Origin of the sequence: Humibacter ginsenosidimutans, assembly GCF_007859675.1 — a bacterium.
Taxonomy (GTDB): domain Bacteria; phylum Actinomycetota; class Actinomycetes; order Actinomycetales; family Microbacteriaceae; genus Humibacter; species Humibacter ginsenosidimutans.
In genome coordinates, this window is the sequence record NZ_CP042305.1 from 3,500,301 (window position 1) to 3,526,808 (window position 26,508).

Annotated in this window: 24 protein-coding genes and 1 pseudogene; 7 read left to right on the forward strand and 18 right to left on the reverse strand. The window is 66.7% G+C overall.

What is annotated here, in order from left to right; all coding sequences use genetic code 11:
• Window positions 1-136 precede the first annotated feature (136 nt).
• The 5 genes and pseudogenes from FPZ11_RS16135 to FPZ11_RS16150 all read right to left on the reverse strand — a co-directional run.
• Window positions 137-946: pseudogene (locus tag FPZ11_RS16135) on the reverse strand (ABC transporter ATP-binding protein); the annotation flags it as partial.
• A complete protein-coding gene (locus FPZ11_RS19540) occupies window positions 943-1,992 on the reverse strand; it encodes a FecCD family ABC transporter permease (protein ID WP_210415898.1) in 1,050 nt (349 codons plus the stop codon). The pseudogene FPZ11_RS16135 and the gene FPZ11_RS19540, both read right to left, overlap by 4 nt.
• Complete coding sequence (locus FPZ11_RS19545; protein ID WP_246846314.1) at window positions 1,989-3,077, reverse strand: FecCD family ABC transporter permease; 1,089 nt, start codon at window positions 3,075-3,077, stop codon at window positions 1,989-1,991. The genes FPZ11_RS19540 and FPZ11_RS19545 overlap by 4 nt, the downstream gene beginning before the upstream one ends.
• Window positions 3,074-4,048 carry an ABC transporter substrate-binding protein gene (locus FPZ11_RS16145; RefSeq protein WP_168203877.1) on the reverse strand — a complete coding sequence of 325 codons (975 nt, stop codon included), beginning with the start codon at window positions 4,046-4,048 and terminating at the stop codon, window positions 3,074-3,076. Before FPZ11_RS16145 ends, FPZ11_RS19545 begins: the two co-directional genes overlap by 4 nt.
• A gap of 101 nt (window positions 4,049-4,149) precedes the next feature.
• Complete coding sequence (locus FPZ11_RS16150; protein WP_210415899.1) at window positions 4,150-4,938, reverse strand: AraC family transcriptional regulator; 789 nt, start codon at window positions 4,936-4,938, stop codon at window positions 4,150-4,152.
• Here FPZ11_RS16150 and FPZ11_RS16155 point away from each other — a divergent pair.
• Both FPZ11_RS16155 and FPZ11_RS16160 read left to right on the forward strand, forming a co-directional pair.
• A complete protein-coding gene (locus FPZ11_RS16155) occupies window positions 4,885-6,747 on the forward strand; it encodes an ABC transporter transmembrane domain-containing protein (RefSeq protein ID WP_146322094.1) in 1,863 nt (620 codons plus the stop codon). The two genes, FPZ11_RS16150 and FPZ11_RS16155, sit on opposite strands and share 54 nt — an antisense overlap.
• A complete protein-coding gene (locus tag FPZ11_RS16160; RefSeq protein WP_168203879.1) occupies window positions 6,744-8,555 on the forward strand; it encodes an ABC transporter ATP-binding protein in 1,812 nt (603 codons plus the stop codon). The genes FPZ11_RS16155 and FPZ11_RS16160 overlap by 4 nt, the downstream gene beginning before the upstream one ends.
• A gap of 125 nt (window positions 8,556-8,680) precedes the next feature.
• On the opposite strand, the gene FPZ11_RS16165 is transcribed toward FPZ11_RS16160, so the two are convergent.
• From FPZ11_RS16165 to FPZ11_RS16195, 7 genes are all read right to left on the reverse strand, one after another.
• Window positions 8,681-10,186 carry an aldehyde dehydrogenase family protein gene (locus FPZ11_RS16165; RefSeq protein WP_146322096.1) on the reverse strand — a complete coding sequence of 502 codons (1,506 nt, stop codon included), beginning with the start codon at window positions 10,184-10,186 and terminating at the stop codon, window positions 8,681-8,683.
• Between the two features lie 11 nt (window positions 10,187-10,197).
• On the reverse strand, window positions 10,198-11,823 hold the full coding sequence (locus FPZ11_RS16170; RefSeq protein ID WP_246846315.1) for a GMC family oxidoreductase: 1,626 nt from the start codon (window positions 11,821-11,823) through the stop codon (window positions 10,198-10,200).
• The gene (locus FPZ11_RS16175) at window positions 11,820-12,338 is read right to left on the reverse strand and encodes a hypothetical protein (RefSeq protein WP_146322097.1); all 519 of its coding nucleotides are present in this window, start codon (window positions 12,336-12,338) and stop codon (window positions 11,820-11,822) included. Before FPZ11_RS16175 ends, FPZ11_RS16170 begins: the two co-directional genes overlap by 4 nt.
• Entirely contained in the window at window positions 12,339-13,085 is a 747-nt protein-coding gene (locus FPZ11_RS16180) for a ThuA domain-containing protein (protein ID WP_146322098.1), read from the reverse strand.
• Window positions 13,086-13,161: 76 nt separating this feature from the next.
• Window positions 13,162-14,439, reverse strand: coding sequence for an ABC transporter substrate-binding protein (locus FPZ11_RS16185; protein WP_146322099.1), 1,278 nt, complete (start codon window positions 14,437-14,439; stop codon window positions 13,162-13,164).
• A gap of 36 nt (window positions 14,440-14,475) precedes the next feature.
• Window positions 14,476-15,282, reverse strand: a complete 807-nt coding sequence (locus FPZ11_RS16190) for a carbohydrate ABC transporter permease (protein WP_146322100.1) — start codon at window positions 15,280-15,282, stop codon at window positions 14,476-14,478.
• The gene (locus tag FPZ11_RS16195) at window positions 15,279-16,211 is read right to left on the reverse strand and encodes a carbohydrate ABC transporter permease (protein ID WP_146322101.1); all 933 of its coding nucleotides are present in this window, start codon (window positions 16,209-16,211) and stop codon (window positions 15,279-15,281) included. The genes FPZ11_RS16190 and FPZ11_RS16195 overlap by 4 nt, the downstream gene beginning before the upstream one ends.
• A 179-nt stretch (window positions 16,212-16,390) precedes the next feature.
• Here FPZ11_RS16195 and FPZ11_RS16200 point away from each other — a divergent pair, with 179 nt between their 5' ends.
• Window positions 16,391-17,104 (forward strand): GntR family transcriptional regulator, encoded by a 714-nt coding sequence (locus FPZ11_RS16200; RefSeq protein ID WP_146322102.1) that lies wholly within the window; start codon window positions 16,391-16,393, stop codon window positions 17,102-17,104.
• Between the two features lie 10 nt (window positions 17,105-17,114).
• Window positions 17,115-18,137 carry a Gfo/Idh/MocA family protein gene (locus tag FPZ11_RS16205; protein ID WP_146322103.1) on the forward strand — a complete coding sequence of 341 codons (1,023 nt, stop codon included), beginning with the start codon at window positions 17,115-17,117 and terminating at the stop codon, window positions 18,135-18,137.
• Window positions 18,138-18,146: 9 nt separating this feature from the next.
• Here the strand turns inward: FPZ11_RS16205 and FPZ11_RS16210 are convergent, their stop codons facing one another.
• The gene (locus FPZ11_RS16210; protein ID WP_146322104.1) at window positions 18,147-18,803 is read right to left on the reverse strand and encodes a GntR family transcriptional regulator; all 657 of its coding nucleotides are present in this window, start codon (window positions 18,801-18,803) and stop codon (window positions 18,147-18,149) included.
• Window positions 18,804-19,041: 238 nt separating this feature from the next.
• On the reverse strand, window positions 19,042-19,449 hold the full coding sequence (locus tag FPZ11_RS16215) for a hypothetical protein (RefSeq protein WP_146322105.1): 408 nt from the start codon (window positions 19,447-19,449) through the stop codon (window positions 19,042-19,044).
• Window positions 19,450-19,539: 90 nt separating this feature from the next.
• On the opposite strand from FPZ11_RS16215, the gene FPZ11_RS16220 reads away from it, so the two are divergent.
• Window positions 19,540-19,860 (forward strand): DUF3467 domain-containing protein, encoded by a 321-nt coding sequence (locus FPZ11_RS16220; protein ID WP_146322106.1) that lies wholly within the window; start codon window positions 19,540-19,542, stop codon window positions 19,858-19,860.
• Between the two features lie 23 nt (window positions 19,861-19,883).
• Here FPZ11_RS16220 and FPZ11_RS16225 read toward each other — a convergent pair whose 3' ends face one another.
• Entirely contained in the window at window positions 19,884-20,366 is a 483-nt protein-coding gene (locus tag FPZ11_RS16225; protein ID WP_168203881.1) for a DUF805 domain-containing protein, read from the reverse strand.
• 28 nt (window positions 20,367-20,394) lie between these two features.
• On the reverse strand, window positions 20,395-20,676 hold the full coding sequence (locus FPZ11_RS16230) for a hypothetical protein (RefSeq protein ID WP_146322108.1): 282 nt from the start codon (window positions 20,674-20,676) through the stop codon (window positions 20,395-20,397).
• Window positions 20,677-20,791: 115 nt separating this feature from the next.
• On the opposite strand from FPZ11_RS16230, the gene FPZ11_RS16235 reads away from it, so the two are divergent.
• Window positions 20,792-21,607, forward strand: coding sequence for an inositol monophosphatase family protein (locus FPZ11_RS16235; protein WP_146322109.1), 816 nt, complete (start codon window positions 20,792-20,794; stop codon window positions 21,605-21,607).
• Between the two features lie 283 nt (window positions 21,608-21,890).
• On the opposite strand, the gene FPZ11_RS16240 is transcribed toward FPZ11_RS16235, so the two are convergent.
• On the reverse strand, window positions 21,891-22,907 hold the full coding sequence (locus tag FPZ11_RS16240) for a LacI family DNA-binding transcriptional regulator (protein ID WP_146322110.1): 1,017 nt from the start codon (window positions 22,905-22,907) through the stop codon (window positions 21,891-21,893).
• Window positions 22,908-22,954: 47 nt separating this feature from the next.
• The gene (locus FPZ11_RS16245; protein WP_146322111.1) at window positions 22,955-24,658 is read right to left on the reverse strand and encodes a glycoside hydrolase family 13 protein; all 1,704 of its coding nucleotides are present in this window, start codon (window positions 24,656-24,658) and stop codon (window positions 22,955-22,957) included.
• A 417-nt stretch (window positions 24,659-25,075) separates the two neighbouring features.
• Between FPZ11_RS16245 and FPZ11_RS16250 the strand changes: the two genes are divergently transcribed.
• The gene (locus FPZ11_RS16250) at window positions 25,076-26,344 is read left to right on the forward strand and encodes a sugar ABC transporter substrate-binding protein (protein WP_146322112.1); all 1,269 of its coding nucleotides are present in this window, start codon (window positions 25,076-25,078) and stop codon (window positions 26,342-26,344) included.
• The last annotated feature ends 164 nt before the right edge of the window (window positions 26,345-26,508 follow it).

Here is a 26,508-nt window from a genome sequence, read left to right on the forward strand (position 1 = left end):
TCGAGACGGTGGCGCCGAGGAGTTCGACGCCCTGGGGGTCCTCGTCGATCGGGTCGACGGGATGCTCACGGGCGCCGACAGCGTCGTCGGCGGCATGCGGTGAAGACGGGGAGGACTCAGCAGCGAACGCCGACCCCGGCGCGCCTGACGGCACGATGAGCGGCGTGCCGGCGATCGGGTCGGTCAGCACGTGCGCCGGCAGCCCGAACACCTCGTGCACGAGCCGTGAGGTCACGATCTCGCGCGGCGGTCCCTGCGCGACGACGCGGCCATCCCGCATCGCGATCATGTTCGTGGCGTAGCGCGCGGCCTGGTTGACGTCGTGCAGCACGGCCACCACGGTGCGCTCGTGCCGGAGGTTGAGGCGACGGAACAACTCCATCAGCTCGTACTGATGCGCGATGTCGAGGAAGGTCGTCGGCTCGTCCAGCAGCAGGATGCCCGTCTGCTGCGCCAGCGCCATAGCCACCCACACACGCTGACGCTGGCCTCCGGAGAGCTCGTCGACGAGCCGGCCCGAGAGCTCGGTGATGCCCGTTGCCTCCATGGCCTCGGCCACCGCGGCCTCGTCGTCGCGCGACCACTGGCGGAACGCGCTCTGATAGGGATGCCGACCCCTGGCCACCAGGTCGGCCACCGTGATGCCGTCGGGCGCGATCGATGTTTGCGGGAGGAGGCCGATCGTGCGGGCGACGTCCTTCGTGCGGTGCGAATGGATGTCCCGCCCGTCCAGCAGCACGGACCCGCCGCGCGGCTTGAGCAGTCGCGCCAGGGCGCGCAGCAGGGTGGATTTGCCGCACGCGTTCGCCCCCACGATGACCGTGAAGGAGCCGTCGGGGATGCGCACGTCGAGTTCGCGGACGATGTCGCGACCGTCGTAGCCGAGCGTGACCTGCGCCGCCCGCAGCCGTGCGTTCGGCGCGACTCCGTCGGGAGTGTGGTTCATCGTCGTCGTCCTTCCGCGATGAGCAGCCATACGAAGTACCCGCCGCCGAGCACGACCGTGACGACCCCGACCGGCAGCACGACCGGGAACGCGTGCTGGGCGATCCAGTCGGCGGCCAGCAGCAGCAGGCATCCGGTGGCCGCGGACGCGCCGAGCGGGATGCCGGTGGATCCGGCCAGCCGACGCGCGATCTGCGGAGCCGACAGGGCGATGAAGGCGATGGGGCCGGCCAGTGCCGTCACGGTCGCGCTCAGCGAGACGCCGACGACCACGAGGGCGAGCCTGGTGCCCTCGGCACGAACGCCGAGCTGCCTGCCGGAGTCGTCGCCGAGCTCGAGCGCGCGCATGCCTCGGGACAGCATCCCTGTCGCGGCGAAGAGCACGAGCAGGATGCCCGCGGCCGGCCCGAGCTGCGCGTAGCTCGCCGTGTCGAGCGACCCTGCTCCCCAGAACGACGCGCTGATCGCGTCCTGCGTCGTCGCTCGGAGGAGGAGCCAGGTGTTGAACGATCCGAGCATCGCGGTGGCGCCGATGCCGACGATGATCAGGCGGAATCCGTGAACCCCGCGTCGCCAGGCCAGCAGATACACCGCGGCGGCGGTGACCAGACCGCCGGCGAGGGCTCCGATCGTCGTGGAGTACACGCCCTGCGCGTGGATGACGAGCATGACGAGCAGCGCGCCCGTGTATGCGCCGGTGTCGAACCCGATGATGTCGGGGCTGCCCAGCGGGTTGCGGGTGAGGGACTGGAAGATCGCACCGCTGAGCGCCAGGGCGAGCCCGAAGAGGGCTGCGAGCAGGACCCGGGGGAGTCGCCAGTCGACGACGATCGTGTGCACGATGCCGCCCTGAGTGCCCGTGAGCGCGCCGATCACCTGGTCGAGGGAGAGCGCGTACGACCCGGTCGCGAGCGACACGAGTGCGACGAGCACGGCGAGGGCGGTGAGCACGAGCGCGACGATGAGCGATCGGCGGGGGATGCGCAGCGAGAGCGACCATGCCCTGAGCACGATCTGCCGTCGGCCGAAGTCGACCGGCGCGCTCACAGTCCGCTCGCCTTCGCGCGTCTGGCGAGCAGGATGAGCACCGGCGCCCCGACGAACGCGGTCACGATGCCGACCGGCAGCTCCGCCGGTCGCATCACCACCCTGCCGATCACGTCGGATGCCAGCAGCAGGCACGGCCCGAGGGTGAGGGTGTAGGCGAAGATCCAGCGCTGGTCGGGCCCGGTGATCCAGCGGGCGACGTGCGGGATCATGAGTCCCACGAAGCCGATCGGTCCGGCGGCCGCGGTCGCCGCGCCGGCCAGCAGCGTCACGCCGACCACCGCGAGCACGCGTGTGCGCGCCGCCCTGCTGCCCAGCGACGCGCCGAGGTCGTCGCCGAGCGCCAGCGCGTTCAGGTCTCGGGTGATGGCTCCCGCGATGAGGAGGCCGACGATCACGAACGGAGCGATGAGGGCCGATGTCGCCAGCGGCGGACCGGTCAGGGAGCCGGCGGACCAGCTCAGCATGCTGGCGAACGCTGTCGGGTTCGTCAGGGTGATGGCGGTCGTGATGCCGCCGAGCACGGCGGCGACGCCCACACCGGCCAGCGTCAACCGCACCGGGGAGGTGGCGCCGCGCCCTGCCCGGCCGATCGCGTACACGAGCACCGTCGTGCCGACGGCACCCGCGAGCGCGAGCCAGAGGTACTGCGTGATGCTCGTCATGCCGAAGAACGCGACTCCCACGGTGACGAGCACGGTGGCGCCGCCGTTCACCCCGAGGATCCCGGGGTCGGCGAGCGGGTTGCGCGTGAACGCCTGGATCAGCGCCCCCGCGACGCCGAGAGATGCCCCCACCAGCAGCCCGAGCACCGTGCGCGGCACGCGCAGCGCCGTCACCACGAGGTCCTGATCGCTGCCGGTGGGGTGGGTGAGGGCATCCAGCACCTGGCCGAAGGCGATGTCCTTCGAGCCGATCGCGATGCTGGCCACGACCAACAGGGCCAGCAGCACGAGGCTGGCGACCCAGCCGGCCCATCGGAGTCCGGAGCCCGTGCGAACACCGTCTCCGACTTCTCGATCCACCGTCGTCGGACGGCCCTCCGGTGCGGCCGCCGGTACGGAGCGAGGCGTGACGGAGGTCACTGGGCGTTCTTCAGGGCGTTCGCGAAGTCATCCAGCAAGGCGTTCGCGATGCGGTAGCTGCTGGGGAAGAAGTACGGGGTGCGGAACACATCGTGGTCCCGCGCCGCCGAGATGGTGCCGAAGACGGGGGAGCCGGTCACCTTGGCCGCCTCGGCATCGGTGGCCGCGTCCACGATCACGATGCCGGTGTCTTTCAGCAGGTCGTACCTCTCCGGCGAGTACTGCACGAATCCGTCCTTCTGGTCGGCGGCCGCTCCGAAGCGTGCACCGGCCTCGGCGAGCACCCGACCGTGCGACGACGTGGGGCCGTACAGGAACCAGGTGCTCTCGTCGCCGCTGATCAGGTCGATCGTCTTCGTCGCGAGCACGTCGGCGTATTTCTTCTTGATGGATGCCGCGCGCGCCTCGAACTGCGCCTTCAGCTTGTCGAGCTGGGCCGTCTTGCCGACCGCCCTCGCTGTTCCGGCGGCGTCCTCCTGCCAGCTGCCGGCCGCCTCCGTCCACTTCAGGACCACGGTGGGCGCGATCGCGGACAGCTTCTCGTAGATGGGTCGGTTCTTCGCGAGCTGGTCGGTGAACGAGTCGAGGATGATCAGATCGGGCTTCGCTGCCGCGACCTTCTCGACGATCGGCACGCCGGAGTCGTCGGTCGCGATCGGAACGCCCTTCAGGAACGACGTGTAGTAGTCGAGGTCGGGCGTGTAGCTGCCGATCGCGACGGGCTTGATCCCGAGGTCGGCCAGCGCCGTGGCCTCAGGGAAGTCGAGCGCGGCGACGCGCTTCGGGTGGGCGGGCACCGTCACGTCGCCGTAGAGCGTCTTGACGACCGTGCTGGGGGTCGAGGCAGAACCGGACGCCGCCGGATCTGCCACGGATTTCTGTGCTGAGCAGCCGGTGAGCACGAGCGATGCGGCGAGGGCCGCGGCGCCGAGAAGGCGCGGCAGACGACGGTTCGGGGTGCGTGAAGGCATCGGTGATCTTCCGAGTTCGGGGTGTGGGGGACCGCGCGGACGAGGCGTCGTGCGCCATCGCATCCGTATCGCAGGTTAGGTAAGGCTAAGCAAACCTTGCTCTAGTCACCATACGTGACGCCCGGACCGTCATTTCGTCGCTGATCGGCCACGACGTGTTGCAGCTCCGCCATTTCGGACATCCGCTCGAAGTACGCGCCCGGCGTCATGCCCGTCAGCTGCCCGAACGCCGCGATGTACGCGCTCGCTGACGAGAATCCGACCAGCGCCGCCGTACGACTGACGGATTCACCGTCGGCCAGGTGTGCGAGGGAGGCGCGCAGGCGCAGTCGTGATCTCCATTGCGCGAAGCCCATGCCCGTCTCGGCGGCGAAGATTCGCGAGAGCGTGCGTGTGCTCGCCCCGACGGCTCGGCCCCACGCCGCCAGGTCGCGCTCATCGCCGGGATCGGCGCTCAGAGCCTCGGCGATCTTGACCGCCCTCTCGTCGCGCGGCAGCGGCACGTCGACGGTGAACGTCTGCGCCGGCTCGAGCAGTTCGGGCACGAGCCGTTCGGCGGCATCCCGGGCCGAGGCTGTGAGGTCGTCCCTGCACAGGTGGTCGATGAGCTCGCGCAGCAGCGGTGGGACGCCGACGACCGTCGGGTCCCTCCAGCCGGGCAGCATGCTCGCGGGCAGATAAATGCCCTGCATGTGAGCCGCCGTGCGCATGGCCGAGCTCGCGTGCGGGGTGTGGGCCGGGATCCAGAGCGCGAGCGTGGGCGGCAGCATCCAGTGCCGGTCGCCGATGGAGACCATCAGCACTCCGTCGCGCACCCAGGCGAGCTGGTGCAGGTCGTGCTCGTGTTCGTCGAAGCGCTCGCCGGCCTCCATGGGCAGGTTGTGCAGCACGATCGCAGCGTGGCGATTTTCCGACATAGTTCGTCACGATATAACGAAACCGCCGTGACGTGGCAGGCTAGCGTGGCCCGCGTGACCTCGCCCGATGCGCCCTCGACCTCCGTCGTCGTGCTCTCGCGCTGGCGTTCGCTGGCACCGGCCGCGGTCTTCCTCTGCACGCACCAGCTCGGCGAAGCGATGGTTCCGATCGTGGTCGGAGCGCTGATCGATGACGCGATAGCCCGGCACGATCCGTTTCGACTGGTGGGCTGGCTCGTGGTGCTCGCCGCGGACTTCGTGCTGCTCTCGCTCAGCTGGCGGTTCGGCGCGCGGTTCGCTGCGGCGGCCAGGCTCGGCATCGAGCACGACCTGCGGATGCTCGTGATCGAGCGCGTGCTCGACCCGCGCGGCATGGTCGAACCGCGTCGCGCCGGTGAGCTCGTCACGATCGCCGCATCGGATGCCCGGCGCGTCGCCGGCACCGTGCGCACGCTTCTCTCCGGCGCAGCGGGTCTGGTGGTCCTCGTGGCATCGGTGGTGCTGATCGCGCGCACGTCCTGGCTGCTCGCCGTGCTGATCGTGGTGGCCGCGGTGCTCGTGCTGCTCGTGGTCTCGTCGTTGGGTCGTCTGGTCGAGCGCCGCAGTCATGCGGAGCAGCAAGCAAGCGCGGACGCTGCGGCGACGGCATCCGATCTGGTTTCCGGGCTGCGCGTGCTCGCCGGTCTCCGTGCTGGAGCGGCGGCGGCAGCCCGGTATCGACGGGTCAGCTCGTCATCGATGAGACAGGCCATTCGTGCTGCGGACGCCGAGGGGCTCGTGGCGGGCATCGCGGCGTTCGCGACGGGCCTTTACCTCGTGGCCGTTGCAGGGGTCGGATCGGCGCTGGCGCTCGGCGGCGGCGCAACGATCGGCGATGTCATCGCCGTCTTCGGGCTCAGCCAGTTCATCATCGGACCCCTGAGCGCGCTGGCAGCATGCTGGCCCGCGATGTCGCGCGGTCGCGCGTCGGCTGCACGCATCCGTCAGGTGCTGACCACAGCACCCGTGCTCGTTCCGGTCGACGAGCGGAGCGAGAGGCGTGCCCCGCGTCTCGAGCGGGGGCGGAGAACCGCAGCCCCTGCCCTGGCCGTTCACGGCCTCTTCGTCGCAGGCATCGAAGACCTGGCGCTGGAGGTCGAGCTCGGCTCGATGCACGGGGTTGCCGTCTCCTCGCCCGACGACGCGGATGCCCTCGTAGCCGTGCTCGGCGGCGAACGCGGTTTCCAAGCCGGAACGCTCTTCATCGACGGAACTTCGGCCTCCGACCTCGACAGCGACCGACGTCGAGCGCAGCTGCTGGTCTGGCCGCACGGTGCGCTGCCTCCGGGACGCGACCTGTCGGAGATGACGACAGGCACGCCCGATGCGAACGACGACGCGCTCGTGCCGGCCGTGCAGTCCGCCTTGAGCGCGTTGGGAGCGCTGGACGTGATCGAACGACGTGCAGGCGGCCTCGCATCCCTCGTCACGGAAGGCGGGACGTCCTTGTCCGGCGGCGAGCGACAGCGCGTGGCACTCGCTCGTCTGCTGATGGAGCGACCCCCGATCCTTGTGCTGCACGAGCCGGCTTCTGCTCTGGATGCCGTCACCGAGTCGGCGATCGCGACCGGTCTCCGCGCGCACCGCGAAGGGCTGACCACCGTCGTCGTGACGACGAGCGCCACGCTGTTGGCGATGTGTGATCGCGTCACGCTCGTCGACGATGGTCGTGCGACCATCACGGGATGCCACGACGAGCTGGCCGCCGACAACGCGCGGTATCGCGAGGTGGTCCATCGATGACGACGATTGATCCGACACCGGCGAGCCCGGCACGCGCGGCCGGGCTGTTGTGGGAGGCAGCGCGCAGGCATCCGTTCGTGCTGGCGGCCTGCGTCATCGCGTTGGCGGCCGAGGCCGCGGCCGGCCTTCTGGTGCCGGTCGGCATCGGCCTCGCGGTCGACGTGATCGCTGGGCGTGGATCGGTGGGGGCTCTCGCCGGTGCGCTGGTCGTTCTGGTGACCGGCGCGGTGGTCGCGGGGGTGACGGCCTCGGCTTCGGCATCTCTCACCGTGCGTGTCGCAGAGCCCGTGGTGGCCGGTCTCCGCGAGTCGGCATTCGACTCGGTGCTCGGGGCCGACGCGGCCGCGGTCGAGCGCGCCGGGTCGGGAGACGTGGTCACCCGGCTCACCGCAGACGTGGAACGGCTGTCCGAGGCGGCATCAGGAACTCTCACCGCGTTCGTCTCGGCAGCACTGTCGATCGTGGCCGCCCTCTTCGGTCTGGCCGTTCTCGACTGGCGGTTCGCGCTCGCGGGTCTTCTCGCCGTGCCCATCCAAGCGGGAACCTTGCGCTGGTACCTGCGGCGCTCAGGTCCCGTCTACCGACATGCTCGTGTCGCCGAGAGCGAACGTACCCAGCTCACGCTCGACGCCGTGCGTGACTCATCGGCAATACGCGCTCTGCGTCTCGAACGCCGAACGGAAGCGTCGGTCGGGGCCGCTTCCCAGAGTGCGATCGGGCTCGAAGCGAAGGCGGTGCGACTCTCCACACGGTTCTTCGGACGGCTGAACGCCGCGGAGTTCGTCGGGCTCGGGGCGATCTGCGTCGTCGGGTTCGTGCTGGTCGGCTCTGACGCCGTCACCCTCGGCGCCGCCACCACCGCCGCGCTCTTCTTCGTGCGCCTTTTCGACCCGGTCAACACCGTGCTCGGACTCTTCGACACCATGCAACAGGCGGGGGCCAGTCTCACCCGGCTCGCCGGACTGATCGGCATGAACGAGGCAACGGAGCCTGCGCGAGCAGGATCACATCGTCCCCTGCATTCCGCCCCCGCGCCGCCGCCCGTCTTCGCGATCCCGAACCGGGAAGGCCACCAGATGGCTGCGCTCGGCGTCGTGATCGACGGGATCGCCGTCTCGTATCCACTGCGCGGCGAGGTGTTGAGCGGAGTCGACCTGCACATCCGCTCCGGCGAACGCATCGCCGTGGTCGGCGCCAGCGGCGCGGGAAAGACGACGCTCGCCAGGCTCATCGCCGGCCTGGTGAAACCGAGCAGCGGGTCGATCGTCTTCACGGACGCCGCCGGCCTGCGCGTCTCGAGTCCGCTCGTCACCCTCCTCGAACAGCGCACCCATGTTTTCACCGGAACTCTCGCCGAAGACCTTCGCCTTGTGGCCCCCTGGGCGACCGATGAAGAGCTCGGCGCGGCTGCTCGCGCAGCCGGCGTCCCGCTTGGGTCCGGAGCGTTCAGTGAGGGGCTCGCATCGCACGTCGGCTCGGGAACAACGCTGACGCCGGCCGATGCTCAGCACATCGCCCTCGCCCGCCTCGCGCTCAGCCGATCGGGACTGGTCATTCTCGATGAGGCCAGCGCGGATGCGGGGAGCGCTGCCGCGCGTCGTCTCGAGAAGGCCATGGACGCGGTGCTGGGCGGGCGTACAGCCCTCATCGTCGCGCACCGGCTGAGCCAGGCGGTGACCGCCGATCGTGTGGCGCTCATGAGCGACGGACGCATCGTCGCGTGCTCGCCGCACGAGCGGTTGCTCGTCGACGAACCCGACTACGCGGCGCTGTGGGATGCCTGGCGCGCGAGCCCGCCTGTTCGCTGAATGGGACATGCGCCGATTTTCATCGCCTGTCTTCGGCCGCGAAGTCGCGGCCGCGAGCCAGGCAGGGAGGCCGTGTCGGTCGTTCTTGCACGGTGTCGGCCCGCGACCCCAAGGGTGCTGCCGGTTCAGTACGGATATTCCGTGCGTCCCTGCCGCACGGAGATCCACTTTCGCTCGGTGAACTCCTCGATGTTCGCGAGGCCCCCAGATCTTCCGCCATAGCCGGAGGCGCTTATGCCGCCGAAGGGAGCGACGGCTTCGTCGATGGGCGTCGCGTCGTTGATGTGAACCATGCCCGAGCGCGAGGCGCGAGCGAATCGGCGCCCCTTGGCCTCATCCTCTGTGACCACCGCATTGACCAGCCCGTAGTGGCTCTCGTTGACGAGGCCGACTGCTTCTGCGTCATCCTCAAACGCCATGATCGGCACGATCGGTGCGAAGACTTCCTCCGTCCAAATGGGCATCTCCCTGGTGACTCCGCTGAGTACGGTCGGCTGGAAGAAGAGGCCGTCACGTCGTCCTCCCGTGACTACCTGCGCGCCCAGAGCGATCGATCGCGCGAGAAGATCATCGGCTCGCGCCGCCTGTCGCTCATTGATCATGGGGCCGAGTCCATTGGTGCCGTCAACCGGATCGCCGACCTGAATCTCGCGTGCTCTTCTCGCAATGGCCTCTGTGTACGCATCGATCAGCGAGGAGTGGACAAGGTGGCGGCCCGCGCTGATGCAGGTCTGGCCCTGATAGTGGAACGAAGACCATGCCCCGAGCATGGACGCGTATTCCGGGTCCGCATCGGAGAGGACGACGAACGCGTTGTTGCCGCCGAGCTCCAGGGAGACCCGTTTCAGCAGTCCGCCGGCCGTGGCGGCGATCTGTGACCCGACCCCCGTGGAACCCGTGAAGTGGACCATCTTGATGCCGGGATGCGCGACGAGCGCCTCGCTGAACGTCTGTTCGCCGCACAGGACCTGGAACACCCCCGCCGGAGCTCCGGCCTCATGGAACAGGGCTGCGATGAAGAGTCCTCCTGAAAGAGGCGTCTCGGGAGAAGGCTTCAGGATCACCGAGTTGCCGAGCGCAATGGCAGGGGCGATGACCCTCATCGCGAGCACGAGGGGGAAATTCCAGGGTGTGATCAGCCCGATGACGCCCACCGGTTCCCGCACGCTAAGACTCAGCCGTGCTGGATCCTGCGAGGCCAGCACCTCGCCAAGCGGGTGTGTCGCCAGACTCGCTGCAGCCCTGAGCTCGTCGAGCGAGGCCGCCACCTCGTACTCGGCTTTCCCGCGGATCGAACCCGTCTCACGCATGATGAGTTCGACCAACTCGTCGGTGTGGTCGGCCAGCCTTGACGCGACTTCATGCATGAACTCGGCTCGTGTCGAGTATGGGTGTGCAGCCCACTCCTTCTGAGCGTCTTCCGCTGCTTCGACCGCGGAGTCCAGGTCGTCGGAACCGCCGAGTCCGACGGAGCCCAGGGTGATCCCGGTGGCCTTTTCGAGAACGTCCATCTGACGCGCGGCTGGTCTGAACGATCCGTTGATGTAGATGTCTGATGCGCCCACATACTCCTTGAGCTGGCGGGCTGAGGTGCGAGAGTCCATGGCGTTGGCCTTCCATTCATTCGTCATGTTCGGGTGCGTCACAGCTCGCCAGAGCGAAGGGCGCCGATGATGTGGGCCGCTTGTCGATAGACCAGCGACATGATGGTCAGCGTCGGATTCGCCGCGCCGCTTGTAGGGAACACCGAGCCATCGGAGATGAAGAGATTGTCGACCTCGTGTGCTCGACCGTAAGGGTCGACGACACCGCTCTCCGCATCGAGCGACATTCGCGCGGTCCCGAGATTGTGACCGGAGGGCAACGGGGGCGCTGTTGTGATTCGGACGGCGCCGACAGCGCTGAAGAGCTCTTCGGCGCGATCGTAGGCGTGCATTCTCATCGCAATGTCGTTCGAGTGATCGTCGTAGTGCACGACGGGTACGGGCAGTCCGAGTGCATCTGTCGCGCTGTCGCTGAGCGTCACCCTGTTCGTGGCCTGGGGCAAATCCTCACCGCAGATCCAGAGCGCCGATGTTCGTGTGTATGCCTCCATGCGGCTCGCGAACTCCACCCCCCATCCCCCGGGCTCGTTGAATTGGGAGAAAGAGGCGAGCCCTTGCGAGATCATTTCGAAGTAGTAGCCGCCGACGAAGCCGCGAGACGGATCGTGTCGTGATTCGTCAGCGATCAACCCTGCCATCGGCTCGCCCCGATACATGTGGACCGGCTGCTCGAATTCCGCGTAGATGACGCCGCTCGTGTGTCGCATGTAATTGCGTCCCACCTGGTCAGAGCCGTTCGCCAAACCGTTCTGGTGTCCCGCAGTCGAGGACAGAAGGAGCAGCCGCGCCGTCTCGATCGCATTGCAGGCGACGGAGATGAATCGGGCTCGCTGGCGATGCAGGATGCCGTCGGCATCGGCGAAGACGACGCCGTCTGCTCGTCCGTTCGCACCGAGAGTGATCCGGGTGACGTGACAGCGGGTGCGGAGATCTACGAGTCCGCTCGCCAGCGCCCTCGGAATCTCGCTGACGAGCGGTGTCCACTTCGATCGTTGCTTGTCGCCTTGGGACGCGAATCCGTCCTGGATTGTCGCGGGACGACAGTCATACGGCTCTGCGTTCACTGCGTAGGGACCAGTCGCATAGTGCGTGTAGCCGATCCGAGCGGCCCCATTGGCAACGACCTTGTAGTTGTTGTTCGCAGGCAACGGCGGCCGGCCTTGCCGGTGGGTCGCTCCGACAGCCCGTTCCGCCTGGTCGTACCCGTTTTCAAGATCGTTGAGGCCGATGGGCCAGTCGATCAGAGTGGAGTCCGGAATTCGGCCGTAGGTTTCGGACGCCCGCAATTCGTGGGCCTTGAACCTCGGAGTCAGTCCCGTCCAGAGGTTCGCCGTACCCCCTACGAGCTTCCCCATCCATGCGGGGCTTCCGGGGAAGTCACGGGCGAGCTGCCACGTTCCGGTCGCCTCACGCGGATCGGTCCAGCTCATCTGTTCGAAGGCCGCACGGTCATCGTTGATGAAGGAGGCCGGATCGATCCACGGTCCCGCTTCGAAGAGAACGACACGTTGGCCCGCTCTCGCTAATTCGAGAGCCAGTGTTGCACCAGCCGGACCCGTGCCGATCACCACCGCCACATCGACGTCGTTCGAATCGAAGAGCGGGCTTTCCGGCTCACCGCGTGACGCCTCGTTCCAGAGCTCGTCGGTGTTCCGTTTCATCATCTGCTGGCGTCCTCTTCCTGCTCGAGGTCGGCAACGACCTCCAGCATGGGTTCGGCATTCTCGGTCACGCGCGGCGAAGGCAGCCAGTCCAGGTCGTCGAAACCCCGGTGGAGATACCCGCCTTGCGAAAAGGACTCCCCGGGGTAGCCGATGAACTCCCACACCTCGTGATCGTTGTAGAGGTGCCACACGACACGTGAGCGAAAGGCGGTGAAGAAGGGGCCAGCGGCAATCGACTTGAGGTGGTCAACGATGTCGTTCTCCCGCCAGCCGAGCGTGAACAGTCCAGCCCGACGGAGTTCCGACAATCCATCGAGTAGTGCATCGGTGAGCTCTGCGTCACGCTCGCCTTCGTCGAGGATCGCGTCGACGACTCGTCGGTACGGATCGTCTGACAGACGATCGTGCGGGTACATCGAGCGAGCCACGATCATCAGCGTTTCCCGGTCCTCCGAATCGAATCCGCTCTGTCTCCGAAGTGCCTCCCGGTGAGGATCCAGAGAATCGGAGAGCACTTACCGCTCCCCGTTCTCGAACCAACCCGTGTCCCGATGTGCGCCGTCGTCGATGACGATGTCGGATCGCCAGGTCGGCGTTGCCCAGCGCGCCGCGTTCGCGAGGATGCGCTTCACCTCAGGTTGCAGATAGACGGGGTACTCCTCATGTCCCGGTGAGAAGTAGAAGATCCTGCCTTTGCCGCGTAGGAAACAGCATCCGCTTCGAAAGACCTCTCCTCCGCTGAAGGAGCTGATGAAGACGAGCTGATCGGGCACCGGAATGTCGAAGAACTCTCCGTACATCTCCTGTTCGGGGATGATGACCGGGTGTGGAACGCCTTCGGCGATCGGATGAGTGGGGTTCACCGTCCACAACAGTTCGCGGTCTCCGTGGCGCCAGTCGAGGCGACAGCTCGTCCCCATCAATCGACGAAAGATCTTGGAGCCGGCCGCGGAGTGCAGCACGATGAGACCCATGCCATCGAGGACACGCTGCTGAACAGCGTCGACCACAGCGTCTGCGACGTCATCGTGTGCCAGGTGCCCCCACCAGAAGAGTACGTCTGTGGTGCTCAACGTCTCGCGCGAGAGGCCGTGCTCAGGCTCGCCCATCGTCGCGTGCCGCACGTCGATGTCGTCGCCGAGCAACTCGGAGAGGCCCTCCGAGATGGCCGCATGTATTCCACGGGGGTATACCGCCACTATCGCCGGGTCGGTGGCGTCCTGGACATATTCGTTCCAGACGGTGACGCGCAAAGCGGTCATCGCATCCTCCTTGTCGTTAATGGGACGATCGGATGCCGGGTGGCCCGGGGGGAGTCGCCCCGGACCACCCGGGGTTTCAGAAGCCGAGCTTGTGCAGAGCGTCGACGACGCTCTGTGCCGCTGCGGCAGGTGTCTGCTGACCGGACATCATGGCGTTCCATCCGGTCCCCATGGCCTGGCGCGCGGCCACGACGTTCGTACCGAGACCCGCGTCCGGATAGGCGGTCCCGTACTTAGTCGCCAGCTGGAACTGCTTGATGATCGGATCCTGAAGCTCTTTCGCGTCCGCGAGATCTGTTCGCAGCGGGATGCTTCCCCCTCTGGTGAGCGTGAGCAGGCTCCCCTCCTTGCTCCACCATGAGTCCGCCAGCGACTCCCACGCGAGGTCGGGGTCTTCGCTGAAGGCTCCGACACTGAATTCCTCGCCGCCCATATAGACGGTGCCGCCTTTCGGGCCGCGAGGCATGGGCACGACACCGAACTTGAACTTCGCGTCGGCCTTGGCGTTGCCGAGCTGCCAGTTGCCGTTGACGCAGAATGCCACCTGGCCGGCGGTGAACCGAGGGAATGACGACACCTGGGTCCAAGTTGCGACATCGTTCGGAAGGTAGCCGGCCTTTCGCCAGTCGTTGAGCAGCGTGAACGTCTCCTCGAGCGGCCCGACCTTGGGCTTGAGATAGTCGAACCCGAAACCGGAATAGAAGGGACGACCTTGCCAGTCGGCGTTCGTGTTGTCCCCTGCTCCGGCGATGCCGAGGCCGATGTATTTGCTGCCGACCTTCTTCAGGGCGGTGCCGAGCTCGTCGAAGGTAGTCGGAAGGTCGGTGACCCCGCACTCGTCGAGGATGTCTTTGTTGTACCAGAGCCCGATGAGATTGGCGTATGACTTGATCGAGTAGATCTTGCCGTTGCGCTTTCCGAGCGCCGATTCCGGGAACTTGTCCTTCTGATCCCAAGCCTTGAACTTGTCGCTGAGATCAGAGAGAACCTTCGCCGGCACCAGCTGGTCGAGGTCGCCGCTGTGCATGATCGTGTCCGGGCCCTGCTTGTTGGTGGCGGTGCCGATCAGCTTGTTGGTCATCTGTTCCGCGGGAATGTAGACCAGGTTCATCGTGTAGCCGGGCTTCGCCTTCTCGAAGAGCGCCGCCATGGCCTTGTTCGTCCCGGTCGCGACCTTGTCCGATGAGACTGTGTAGTGCCAGAACGTGACCGTCTTGCTGCCGCCGGCTCCCGAGCCGCCGGCGCAGCCGGTGAGCAAGGGCGCGAAGGCGAACACGCCGAGCCCGACACCTGCCGCCTTCAACAGACTGCGCCGGCTGAACGAGGTGCTTGTGAGTTGTACTTCCTGAGACACTTCTTCCTCCTTGATTCAGTGCATGGGTTTGTTGCGTTACTTGACGGCGCCGAGCGACAACCCTCGAACGAGCGTGCGTTGCCCCACGGCGAAGACGATCAAGGTCGGTATCGATGCGAGTACTGCGATCGCCATCAGGGCCGGCCAATCGACGCCGTACTGTGAGATCTGCTGCGCCACCGTGGCGCTGAGCGGATACTGCTGAGGGTTCGACAAGAAGCTGACGGCGTAGATGAATTCGCCGCCGGTCATGATGAAGAGCAGAGTTCCTACGGTCATCACCCCGTTGCGAACGACGGGAAGTACGATCCTGGCGAAGGTCCCCAGCTTGGTGGCCCCGTCCATCGCTGCCGCCTCTTCGAGTTCGAGGGGCACACTGGCGAAGAACGGCCGCAACAGGATGATGGTGAAGGGCAGCAGCATCGCGGCGTCTGCGACGATCAGCCCGAGGTACGAGCCGAGCATTCCCCAACTGCCCAGTACCTGGTAGAGAGGGATGAGCGTCGCCGTCTGGGGGATCATCTGCAAGATGATCAGGATCGAAAGCCCGATCGGAATGAGGATCGAACGCGATCTTGCGAGCCCGTAAGCCGTCGGCAGCCCGATGACCAGGCACACGACCGTTGTCATCCCCGCAATAAGGATGGTGCTCAGTCCGGCGCCCAGGATCCCCTGCTGAAAGGCGCTGACGTATCCCTGTAACGAGGGGACGAAGATCAGCGACGCCGAGTGTGCCACAACGTCCTGATTGTTCTTCAGCGACGTCAGGACGAGATAGAGCAGGGGCACGGCATAAGCGAGGAGCAGCACCGTTGTGACGATGCGCGAGGGCAGGTGCTTCATCGGGCATCCTTTCTCTGCACCCAGCCGTAGGCGAGAGCCAGGGCGAGCACGATCAGAAGCGACAGGATCGAGGTGGCAGAGCCGATTCCGTATTGGAAGGTCTGGAATGCCTGCTGGTATGCGAGGAACGGAAGCGTGTAGGTCGCATTCCCTGGCCCGCCTCCGGTGAGCACGTAGATGAGGTCGAAGCTGCGGAACGCGTTCACGACCAGGAGCACGGCCAACACCCACAGCGTCGGCCTCAGATGCGGAAGCGTGACGTACCAGAAACGACTGAGACCGCCTGCGCCATCGAGTGAGGCTGCCTCGAGAAGGTCCTGAGGTACGTCGAGTAATGCCGAACGGACGACGAGCGCGCCGAACGGCAGCACGAGCCAGCCGGAGATCAACACGATCGACAGCAATGCGAGGTGCGAGTCGACGAGCCAGAGAATCGGTTTGTGAATGGCTCCGGTACTCATGAGCGCGGAGTTGACCACGCCGGTGTCGGAGAGCAGGAACTTCCAAAGATTGCCTGCGACCACGGGTGGGAGCGCCCAGACGAAGATCATCAGGCCGAGTGTGAGGTTCGTCAGCCAACCGCTTCGCTGGAGCGCGAGCGCTGCGATCGTTCCGCCGATGAGTCCGATGAGCAAGAGGCTTGCCACCAGGATGAGCGTGTTCGCCACGGAGACCCCGAACGCCGCACTCGATGTCGTCGACGCGAAGTTCGAGAAACCGTTGAACGACCACGCGCCGAGGATGTTCGCGCTGGTGACGTCGCTAAGCGACATCACGACGAGCTGATACATCGGATACAGCGCGAAGATCAGCAAGTACACGAACCCGGGAAGGGCGAATGCTCCACGCCATCCCGTGCGTCGTGAGGCACGACGTTGGCGCCCGATTCGTTGGCCGATGGCCGGCGCAGCCTGTTGCTCAATCACCATTGATCTCTACCTGAGTGCGTTTGCGTCGCGGCCACCCTTTTCGGTGCGACGGCGGTTCTTCGGGTTGTGTGCGCCGCCCGCGGCTGCGCTACGTTTCGGTCAGCGTATAGGCTGATGCTTTATCGGTCAAGCATTATCGATAATGCGGTACGGTGTTGTTGTTCGGATGGAGCTGTGGGATGAGTGGTGGTGTGGACGGCCGTCTGGTGCGGGTGAGTCTGGCCGGTCAGATCAGGGATTACCTCACGCTGGAGATCGCTCAGGGGCGGCTTCCTCCGGGCACTCCGGTGCGGGAACTGGAGATCGCTCAGCGGTTGGGCACGAGTCAGACTCCGGTGCGGGAAGCCTTCCGTGAACTGACGGCAGCAGGCCTTCTGGAGTCGCGCACGCACGTCGGCACCAGGGTTCGGGAACTGGCGCAACAAGACCTCATCGACACCGTTCCGGTACGCGCCGCTCTGGAAGGTCTTGCCGGGCGGCTGGCTGCCACACGTATCGACGGAAAGCTCGATGAGGCCCGCGAAGCCGTCGCCACCATGCGGATGCTCTCCGATGGCAACGACCGACTCGCATTCGCCGGAGCGTCCACCCGTTTCCACCGCGCCATCGTGATCGCAGCAGGCAACGAGTCCCTCGCCCGCGCATGGAACGCGCTCGGCATCGAGATCATCACGATCATCGCGATGGCCTCAGACACCTACCCCCTCAGCCAAGCAGCCGACGACCACCAAAACGTTCTCGACGCCGTCGAATCCGGCGACCCCGACACCGCAGAGCACGCACTCGACAGCCACCTCGATCACTACATCCCCAGCACACTGCCTGACGGAGAAGCGCACGAACCGGAGCCTGTGTCGCGCACACGACATCCACGACGATCATCAGCCTTTTGAGGAGCACATCATGACATCCAGCACGCAACTCTTCCCCGTTCCGACGATCCAGGTCGGCCTCGGTCCGTGGGGTCAAGACTGGGCGAAGAACGTTCTGCCGCACGCCGCCGGCATCGAGGTCATCGCATGCGTTGACTCCAACGAATCACGATTGGAGGAGCACACGGCGTTGCCCGGGGACCGCAAGTTCGTCAGCCTTCGTGAGGCGCTCGAATCCATTGAGGCCGACGCAGTTCTGATCACGGCCCGCATCGAAGCGCACTACGACCTCGCGCGCGAGGCATTGCTCGCCGGGAAACACGTGCTGCTGGAGAAGCCCTACACGGTCACGGTTGCCGAGGCGGAGGATCTCAACGCTCTTTCGGCCGAACGAGGTCTGATTCTGTGCGTGGCGCAGAACTATCGGTTTTGGCCTGTAGTGGCGACCGTCGCGGATCTGCTCTCGAAAGACGCCATCGGCGAGCTTCGCAATGTTCGTCTCACGTTCCGGCGCGATCACGGTGCGTATCCTCCCGCCTTGGCCGCGCCCGACGGGTCGGCGACTGGTTCGGTCCTGTATCAGATCTCAGTGCATCACTTCGATCTTGTTCGAGCGCTTCTCGGTGAGATCGCCGACGTGGACGCTCGCCGCTGGGTCTACGGCAATCTTCCGGGCCGTCTGACTGCATTCTCGGCGACGATCGAACTGGAGTCTGGTCTGCTCGTCGAATACAGCGCAGATCAGGTCAGCCATGCGCCCGAAACTCCGTGGTCGTCTTTGTGGGAGATGGAAGGTTCGCGGGGCGTCATCCGTTGGGCGGGCAACGCGACCGCTTCGGCTGACGATGCTTTCATCGAACTCACCACCGACGAGTCGGGGCGCGTAGACGTACCTGTTGCAGATCTGGCGCTCACCGATCGGCAGGCTGTCGTCGCCGAGTTCGTCGACCTTGTGCGCCACGGCGGCGACTCTGCGATCTCGGGCTCGGTGAACGTCAAGACGATCATCTCCGTGGCGCAGGCCGTGGGCAGCATGCAAGAGCACGGTCGCTGATCGTCGCGGTCAGGGTGTTTCGCCCGGATCGTTTGGAACGTAGTGCCTGAGGTGGCTGTCGAGTGCGTGCTCTGCGGTGTCGGGGTCGCCGGATTCGACGGCGTCGAGAACGTTTTGGTGGTCGTCGGCTGCTTGGCTGAGGGGGTAGGTGTCTGAGGCCATCGCGATGATCGTGATGATCTCGATGCCGAGCGCGTTCCATGCGCGGGCGAGGGACTCGTTGCCTGCTGCGATCACGATGGCGCGGTGGAAACGGGTGGACGCTCCGGCGAATGCGAGTCGGTCGTTGCCATCGGAGAGCATCCGCATGGTGGCGACGGCTTCGCGGGCCTCATCGAGCTTTCCGTCGATACGTGTGGCAGCCAGCCGCCCGGCAAGACCTTCCAGAGCGGCGCGTACCGGAACGGTGTCGATGAGGTCTTGTTGCGCCAGTTCCCGAACCCTGGTGCCGACGTGCGTGCGCGACTCCAGAAGGCCTGCTGCCGTCAGTTCACGGAAGGCTTCCCGCACCGGAGTCTGACTCGTGCCCAACCGCTGAGCGATCTCCAGTTCCCGCACCGGAGTGCCCGGAGGAAGCCGCCCCTGAGCGATCTCCAGCGTGAGGTAATCCCTGATCTGACCGGCCAGACTCACCCGCACCAGACGGCCGTCCACACCACCACTCATCCCACAGCTCCATCCGAACAACAACACTTGCTCTTCGCGAGTGCCTTCGGGACGAGTTGGCGTTCAACGTCCAGTCTCACGGTAGTGCCGGTTCTGTTTCGCCGACCCTCATGCTCGCACCACACAGCGCCGATCCGCCAGAGCAGCCGCTGTCCCTTGCGTCGAGTTGTTCGAGCCGACTGCGGTGCAGCAAAAAGTGAAGCGGTCGACTCCAGGTGAAGTCTCGCGAGCCCCCGCATCACGCGGGCTCCGGCGCCCCCCGTTCGCGGCGTCGGCGCCGGGCCCGCAACTCTCGCACCATGAGCGTCACCGACACGGCCAGCAGGAGACCGCCGATCGCGATCAGCCACAGGGCGCCCCAGAACGGCGTCCAACCCGCGGCCTCGTCGTGCAAGCCGGGCGAGACGAAGAGGTAGATCCCCAGCGCCACGCCGGCGAGCTCGATGACGGCGATGACCCCGACGCCCCACCAGGTGCGCACGTAGTACGGATTGCTGCTGCGGCGAAAGCCCAGCTCGTCCTTGCGGTAGCTGTACATGCCGCCGTCCCTGGTGCGCAGCAGAGTGCGCTTCTCCGACCGGGCGAGCGCGGCGGCATGCTCTTCCAGCATGCTGTGGAACTCGTGATCGGGAAGGGCGCCAGTCATTGGACCCATCGTAAGTGCGACATCGAGCGCGCGGATGCCCGCCACGGATAGGCTCACTTCGGCGGGCAACATCGACCGTGAGGGGGCGCCGTGGCCGACGAACAGGATGACGCGCAGCAATCCGTGCCGACGCAGATCAACTTCGACATTCCGTCGGAGAACGAGGCAGGCACGTTCGCGGACTTCGCGAGCATCTGGCACACCGACAACGTGTTCGTGCTCGACTTCGCCTCACTGCGTGGCCCCGCGACAGAGACGCACGACGAGCACGGCACCCCGCAGCGCTCGGTGAACGCGCGCGTCGTGACGCGGGTGCGCATCCCGCCCGAGCAGGTCTTCGAGCTCGCGAAGGCGCTCACCAGGGAGCTCGAGGTGTGGGAGCAGCAGACGGGACGGCGCGCACCGCAGTAGCGGGGCATCCAGAGCCTGAGGTTTCAGCCGCGGTCGAAGCGCTTTCCGTAGCCTTGTTTGGGCAGGATGCCGAAGATCACGCCGATCACGGGCCCCGCGAACGGCACCAGCGTGAGCAGCCACCACCAGCCGGACAGGTTCGCGTCGTGGAGCCGGCGCACCAGCACGGCGACGCTCGGCACGAGCACGGCCAGCGCGTAGAGAAGAAAGACGACGCCGATCACGGTGCTTCCAGGCGTCGGGCGAGGTTCGTGCGGGCCGGCGAGCGACGTCGCCATCTCCACGCCGATGCCTGCCACGAAGAACACGACGATGTTCAGCGCCCACGCCCACCAGAACTCGCTGCGGCTGGCCCGGCCGTGAAAGACGGCGTACTTCGCGAAGAAGCGCGCGAGGCCCTCCTGCGGTGTCGCCCGATAGATGGGGTGGTCTGATGGATGCTTCGCCGCGGCGATCTCGGCGGCATCCACGGCGTCCTGCGCGAAGTCGTCGGCGTCGGTGCTCACGAGTGCAATGCTGACACACGCGTGCGGCTCAGTCGATCACACGCAGCAGTTCCCATCCGTCACCGGCGTCGCGTCGGCGCACGTCGAAGACGCGGCTGTCGCCGTCGTCGCTGGTTCCCTGGAATCGCCAGCCGGTCGACGGCCTCGGCGGGTGGGTGATCGCAGGGCTCAGCAGCAGGTCGGGCTCGGGGCCGAGGCGGGTGGGCGTGTCGGTGACGCGGTAGCGGTGGCCGGCCCAGAACATCCTCTGCGGTGCGCCGTTGCTGCCCAGCCAGACGGTGACGATGTCGGTGGTATGAGTGATGCTCACGGCAATCCTCCTTGCACAAGACTCGAACAAAGATTCGATGAATGGGAGCATAAGCCGGATGCTCGCGACACGCCAAGCGCCCGGCCCGGGTCCTCCGCCCCGTAGCATCGAACACATGCCTGAAGCGATCGGAGAACTCCTTCATCTCGCCCGCACGATCGCCTGCGAGGCGGGCGAGCTCGTGCGGCTGCGCCGGGAGCAGGGTGTCGAGGTGGCGGCCACGAAGACCGCTCCAGAAGACATCGTCACCGCGGCAGACCGCGAGTCGGAAGACCTCATTCGTGAGCGCATCGCCACGGCGCGACCCGGTGACGGATTCTTCGGCGAGGAGAGCGACGCCACGGCGTCCAGCAGCGGCCTCACCTGGATCGTCGACCCGATCGACGGCACCGTGAACTATCTCTACGGCATCCCCGCCTACGCGGTGTCGATCGCCGTCGTGGAGGGCGAGCCCGACCCGAACACGTGGCGGGCGCTGGCCTCCGCCGTCGTCAATCCGGCGTCGGGGGAGGTGTACTCGGCGAGCGCCGGCGGTGGGGCGTACCTGGGGGACACGCGGCTTCGGGTGGCAACCGGCAAGCAGCTCTCGCTCGCGCTCGTCGGCACCGGATTCTCGTACGACTCGCGGCGTCGTGGGCTGCAGGCGGAGGCCGTGAGCAGGCTCATTCCGCAGGTGCGCGACATCCGCCGTATCGGATCCGCGGCGCTCGACCTGTGCGGCGTGGCCGCCGGGCGATTGGATGCCTACTACGAGAAAGGCCTCAAGCCCTGGGATCACGCGGGCGGCGCACTCATCGCTGCCGAGGCCGGTGCCAAGGTCGCCGGCCTGCATGGCGCCGCAGCGAGCCGCGCGCTGACCATCGCCGCAGAGCCCGGTCTGTTCGCGCAACTCGAGCCGATCCTCGACGAGCTCGGCGTCGTCGACCGCTGACGCCTCCACCGTAACGCCGAGAGTGCGGCTTTCCGACGCCGAGAGTGTCGGTTCCTGGCGCCGAGACTGCGCATTTCTCTCACCGAGAGTGTTGGTTTGCCCCCTTGAGAGTGCGGGTTCTTCTCGGTGCTAGAAACCAACACGCCCGAGGTGAGGAACGCGCACTCTCACCGAGGGAGATGCGCACTTTCGGGCGCAGAAACGCGCACCCTCGGCGGGAGGAGCCGACACTCTCGGCGCTAGGAACCCGCACGTTCGGCGCGCGGGGCGCGCACCGGTGTGGCTACTCCGCGGGGCGGGCCGTGCTCGAGCGCACGATGAGCTGGTAGGGGAGCTCCGTGGTGAGCGCGGCGGGGCCGCCGGGCTCGGGCATGAGCTCGCCCATCAGCACGTCCACCGCCATCTCGCCCTGCTGCCTCGGGAACTGCGCGACGGTCGTCAGTCCGAAGAAGTCCGACAGCTCGTGGTCGTCGATGCCGACGACGGAGACGTCGTGCGGCACCGTGAGGCCGAGGTCGCGGGCGGCCAGCAGACATCCGATCGCCATCTCGTCGGAGGCCGCGAAAATGGCCGTCGGTCGGTCGTACGGCCGTCCCAGCAACTGCTTGCCGGCCGCGTAACCACCGTTGATCGTGAAGTCCGCCGGCTGGTACAGATCGTCGCGAATGGGCAGTCCCGCCTCGTGCATGGCGCGCTCGAAGCCGCGACGCCTCGTGGACGCCAGGTGGAAGTCGAGGTCGAACTCGACCGCGCCGCCGACATGAGCGATGCGGGTGTGTCCCAGCGAGATGAGGTGCTCGGTGGCCAACCTGGCGACCGAGAGGTCGTCGAGCGTGAGCGTGCGCACCCCGGGGATCGGGCCGCCGATGCCCACGATCGGCTTGTGGATGGCCAGCAGCCGGTTCACCTCGTCGTCGGTGAGTTCCAGCGCGACGGCCACGACGGCATCCACTCGCTTGCGCAGCAGGAAGTGCTCGAACACGCTGCGCCGCAGCTCCTCGCCTCCGCCGAGGTTGTAGAGCGTGAGGTCGTAGCCCTTGCGGGCCAGCGCCGCCTCTGCGCCCTCCACGATCGAGGAGAAGAACCAGCGGGAGAGGAACGGCACCACCACGCCCACGTTGCGCGTGCGACCGGATGCCAGGCTCGACGCGTTCGACGACACCACGTACCCGAGCGAGTCGGCCGCCGATCGAACCCGGTCACGGGTGGCGGGGGAGACGGGACCGTTGCCGCTGAGAGCGCGCGACACCGTGGCGGTGGAGACCCCCGCCAGCCGCGCTACCTCGTCGATGCCCGTCATGCCCCTGCGCCCGTCATGTGCTCGTGCCCGTCAAACTCCTGGCCGGATCAGCCCAGCAGCCACACAGCCGTGTCGGTCGGCAGATCGGTGCCGGTCAGCGGCTCGCTCGACACCACGACCTCGCCGTCGGGCAGCGCGATGGATGCCTCGCCCAGGTTCGCCACCACCGTCACGCCGCCGTTGCGGAACGCCACGACATCGTCGCCGAAGCCCTTGAGCCACTCGAGCTCTCCCGCGCCGAGCCCGCGTCCCTCGCGCTCGGCGAGCAGCAGCTTGTAGAGCGCGAGCGTCGAGTCGGGATCCAGTTCCTCGGCGTCACGCGCCAGCAGCGCCCAGATCGCCGGCTGCGGCAGCCAGCTCGCCCCGGTGTCGTTGAACCCGAATGACGGGCCGGCTGCGGTCCACGGGATGGGCACGCGGCATCCATCGCGCCCGTAGCGCTCGCCGTCGGTGCGGAACCACGTGGGATCCTGCCTGGCGGAGTCGGGCAGGTCGATCACCTCGGGCAGGCCGAGCTCTTCGCCCTGGAACAGATAGGCGGAGCCCGGCAGTGCGAGCATCACGGTGGTGGCCGCCCTGGCGCGCCGGAGCCCGGTGACCGCATCGACGGTGACGTTCGACTTCGGCCCGAGGCCGTGGCCCTGCGGGTTGTCGCCGCTCACGCCGAGTCGCGTCGCGTGCCGCACGACATCGTGATTCGAGAGCACCCAGGTGCTCGGTGCGCCGACCCCGTTGAAGGCGGCGAGAGAGTCCGCGATGACCGTGCGCAGAGCGGGGGCCTGCCACGGCGTCTCGAGATAGGAGAAGTTGAACGTCTGCTGCATCTCGTCGGGTCGCACGTAGCGGGCGAGCTTGGCGGGCGGGTCGACCCACGCCTCACCGCACAGCGCCCGGTCGCCGTCGTACTCGGCGAGCACCTTGTGCCAGTCGCGGAAGATCTCGTGTCCGCCCTCCTGGCCCCAGTACGGCAGGCTCGGCGGCTCGTCGCTGATCTCGGGCTCGAGGGCGAGCGCGCCACCCGCGCCGCCCATCGATCCGGCGGCCTCGTCGGGCGTGGCATCCGGCAGGCCGTCGGCCTTCACCATGCCGTGGGCCACGTCGATGCGGAAGCCGTCGACGCCGCGGTCGAGCCAGAAGCGCAGGATGCCCCGGAACTGCTCCCACACCCACGGGTCGGTCCAATTGAGGTCGGGCTGCGACGTGTCGAACAGGTGCAGGTACCACTGCCCGGGCGTGCCGTCGGGGTTCGTGACGCGGGTCCAGGCCGGTCCGCCGAACACGGACTCCCAGTTGTTGGGCGGCTCATCGCCGTTCTCGCCCTTGCCGTCACGGAACCAGTAATGCCCTCGCTCCGGGCTGCCGTCCGAGGATGCCAGCGCGTCTTTGAACCAGACGTGATCCGACGACGTGTGGTTGGGCACGAGGTCGATGATGACGCGCAACCCGAGGCCGTGCGCGGCCTCGAGCATGCGGTCGAAGTCGTCGAGCGTGCCGAAGAGCGGGTCGACATCGCAGTAGTCGGCCACGTCGTAGCCGGCGTCGCGCTGAGGCGAGGTCATGAACGGCGAAAGCCAGACGGCGTCGACCCCGAGGTTCTGCAGCTCGGGCAGATGCGCCGTGATGCCGGGCAGATCGCCCACGCCGTCACCGTTCGCATCGGCGAACGAGCGCGGATACACCTGATAGATGACGGCGGTGCGCCACCACTCGTGCCCCCCGCCGGTTGTGGATGTCGTGCCTGTCGAAGCCATCGTGTTCACGCTCGTCAAGTCCTTGTTCGAATCGTTACATGCACGTGCATGCCCATGTTCTCGCACTCGCGACGAAAACGGATGTAACTGTAGGGCAAGAGTGCAAGCGCTTCCAATCTGGTTCTCCCGTCAATAGCCCGTGCATCCTCGCTGGCACAGCACCAGCGCGTGATTGGCCACCATCGCCGTGATTGCCCGTCTTTGCGCGAGTCTGATGGATGTATCGCCCAGCCCGACGAGAGCGGCTCGGCGCGTGTGCGCGAGGCATCCAGCAACGTGAAGAACACGATTCGGTAACGCGGATTGGTATCGGCTGGAAGCGTTTGCTATAGATGTAAGCGCTTGCATCCCCGGTGTCCGATGATCCGGCGCAGATCGCGCCGCGGGCGGACCCGAATCACGAAGAAAGGCACACCAATGACGGTGACCCCCAGCAGTGCGTTCACTCGGCGCACCTTCCTCGGGCTGGCAGGAGCCGGGCTGACGACCGTGGCGCTCGCGGCCTGCTCCTCACCGAGCGGGAGCGGCGGTGGCTCGACCGCCTCCGGTGCAACTCTCACGATCTGGCTGGACACGCAGCGCGCTCCTGCGATCAAGCCGATCGCCGAGAAGTTCAAGAAGGACACCGGCATCACGGTGAAGCTCGTGGTGAAGGACTTCGCGAACGTCGACAAGGACTTCATCAGCCAAGTTCCGACGGGCAAGGGCCCCGACATGATCGTGAGCCCGCACGACAAGCTGGGCTCGTACGTGCAGAACGGGGTCGTGGCACCGCTGCAGCTCGGCGACAAGACCAACGACTACGCCGACGTCGCGATCCAGGCCGTCACCTACGACGGCAACGTGTACGGCCTGCCCTACTCGATCGAGAACGTGGCGCTGCTGCGCAACACGGCTCTCGCCTCCAGCGCGGTGAGCACGTTCGACCAGGTCGTGGCCAATGGCCGTGCCGCGGTCTCCGCGCACGCCGGCACCGTGAAGTACCCCTTCCTGCTGGGCCTCGACCCCAAGCAGGGTGACCCCTACCACATGTACCCACTGCAGACCTCGTACGGCTCGTCGGTGTTCGAGCAGAAGTCCGACGGCACCTACGACCCGACGAAGCTCACCCTCGGCGACGCCGCAGGCCTCACGTTCGCCGCCGCGGTGAAGCAGTGGGGACAGCAGGGCATCCTCAACGCCAACATCACAGGCGACATCGCCCTCGACGCGTTCAACAAGGGTCAGTCTGCGTACTACCTCACCGGTCCGTGGAACGTGCCCGCCATCAAGAAGGCCGGCATCAAGTACGCGATCGACCCGCTGCCCTCCGCGGGCGGCGAGACGGCGAAGCCGTTCCTCGGCGTCAACGCGTTCTTCATCAGCGCCAAGAGCCAGAACAAGGTCGCGGCGACGAAGTTCCTCGTCGACTACCTCGGCACCGACACCGCCCAGGAGGCGCTGTACAAGGTCGGCGGTCGTCCGCCGGCGCTGAAGACCGCCTACGCGGTCGTCGCCAAGAACGACCCCGACATCAAGTCGTTCGGCGACATCGGCCTGAACGGCGTTCCGATGCCCGCGATCCCCGAGATGGCGTCCGTGTGGGCCGACTGGGGCGGGGCCGAGCTGCAGCTCATCAAGGGCCAGGGCGACCCGACGACGGTGTGGAACACCGCGGTCAAGAACATCGAATCGAAGATCAGCTAGCTCGCCCGCGACTCATCCCCGCATACCGCGGGTTGAGGAGCGACGCGAAGCGCCGTGTCTCGAAACCCACCCGTTCGGCGGGGCCGGGGTTTCGAGACGCGCGCGGCGTGCGCCGCGTGCTCCTCAACCCACGGACGGAGACGCGCGCGGCGCGCTCCTCACCC

What these genes read in the sequence shown, in the direction of transcription:
- FPZ11_RS16145 (WP_168203877.1), bottom strand. Translation starts at nt 4,048, where the DNA reads ATGCCTTCACGCACCCCGAACCGTCGTCTGCCGCGCCTTCTCGGCGCC.
- FPZ11_RS16160 (WP_168203879.1), top strand. Translation starts at nt 6,744, where the DNA reads ATGACGACGATTGATCCGACACCGGCGAGCCCGGCACGCGCGGCCGGG.
- FPZ11_RS16165 (WP_146322096.1), bottom strand. Translation starts at nt 10,186, where the DNA reads ATGACGAATGAATGGAAGGCCAACGCCATGGACTCTCGCACCTCAGCC.
- FPZ11_RS16170 (WP_246846315.1), bottom strand. Translation starts at nt 11,823, where the DNA reads ATGATGAAACGGAACACCGACGAGCTCTGGAACGAGGCGTCACGCGGT.
- FPZ11_RS16180 (WP_146322098.1), bottom strand. Translation starts at nt 13,085, where the DNA reads ATGACCGCTTTGCGCGTCACCGTCTGGAACGAATATGTCCAGGACGCC.
- FPZ11_RS16190 (WP_146322100.1), bottom strand. Translation starts at nt 15,282, where the DNA reads ATGAAGCACCTGCCCTCGCGCATCGTCACAACGGTGCTGCTCCTCGCT.
- FPZ11_RS16195 (WP_146322101.1), bottom strand. Translation starts at nt 16,211, where the DNA reads ATGGTGATTGAGCAACAGGCTGCGCCGGCCATCGGCCAACGAATCGGG.
- FPZ11_RS16200 (WP_146322102.1), top strand. Translation starts at nt 16,391, where the DNA reads ATGAGTGGTGGTGTGGACGGCCGTCTGGTGCGGGTGAGTCTGGCCGGT.
- FPZ11_RS16205 (WP_146322103.1), top strand. Translation starts at nt 17,115, where the DNA reads ATGACATCCAGCACGCAACTCTTCCCCGTTCCGACGATCCAGGTCGGC.
- FPZ11_RS16210 (WP_146322104.1), bottom strand. Translation starts at nt 18,803, where the DNA reads ATGAGTGGTGGTGTGGACGGCCGTCTGGTGCGGGTGAGTCTGGCCGGT.
- FPZ11_RS16215 (WP_146322105.1), bottom strand. Translation starts at nt 19,449, where the DNA reads ATGACTGGCGCCCTTCCCGATCACGAGTTCCACAGCATGCTGGAAGAG.
- FPZ11_RS16235 (WP_146322109.1), top strand. Translation starts at nt 20,792, where the DNA reads ATGCCTGAAGCGATCGGAGAACTCCTTCATCTCGCCCGCACGATCGCC.
- FPZ11_RS16240 (WP_146322110.1), bottom strand. Translation starts at nt 22,907, where the DNA reads ATGACGGGCATCGACGAGGTAGCGCGGCTGGCGGGGGTCTCCACCGCC.
- FPZ11_RS16245 (WP_146322111.1), bottom strand. Translation starts at nt 24,658, where the DNA reads ATGGCTTCGACAGGCACGACATCCACAACCGGCGGGGGGCACGAGTGG.
- FPZ11_RS16250 (WP_146322112.1), top strand. Translation starts at nt 25,076, where the DNA reads ATGACGGTGACCCCCAGCAGTGCGTTCACTCGGCGCACCTTCCTCGGG.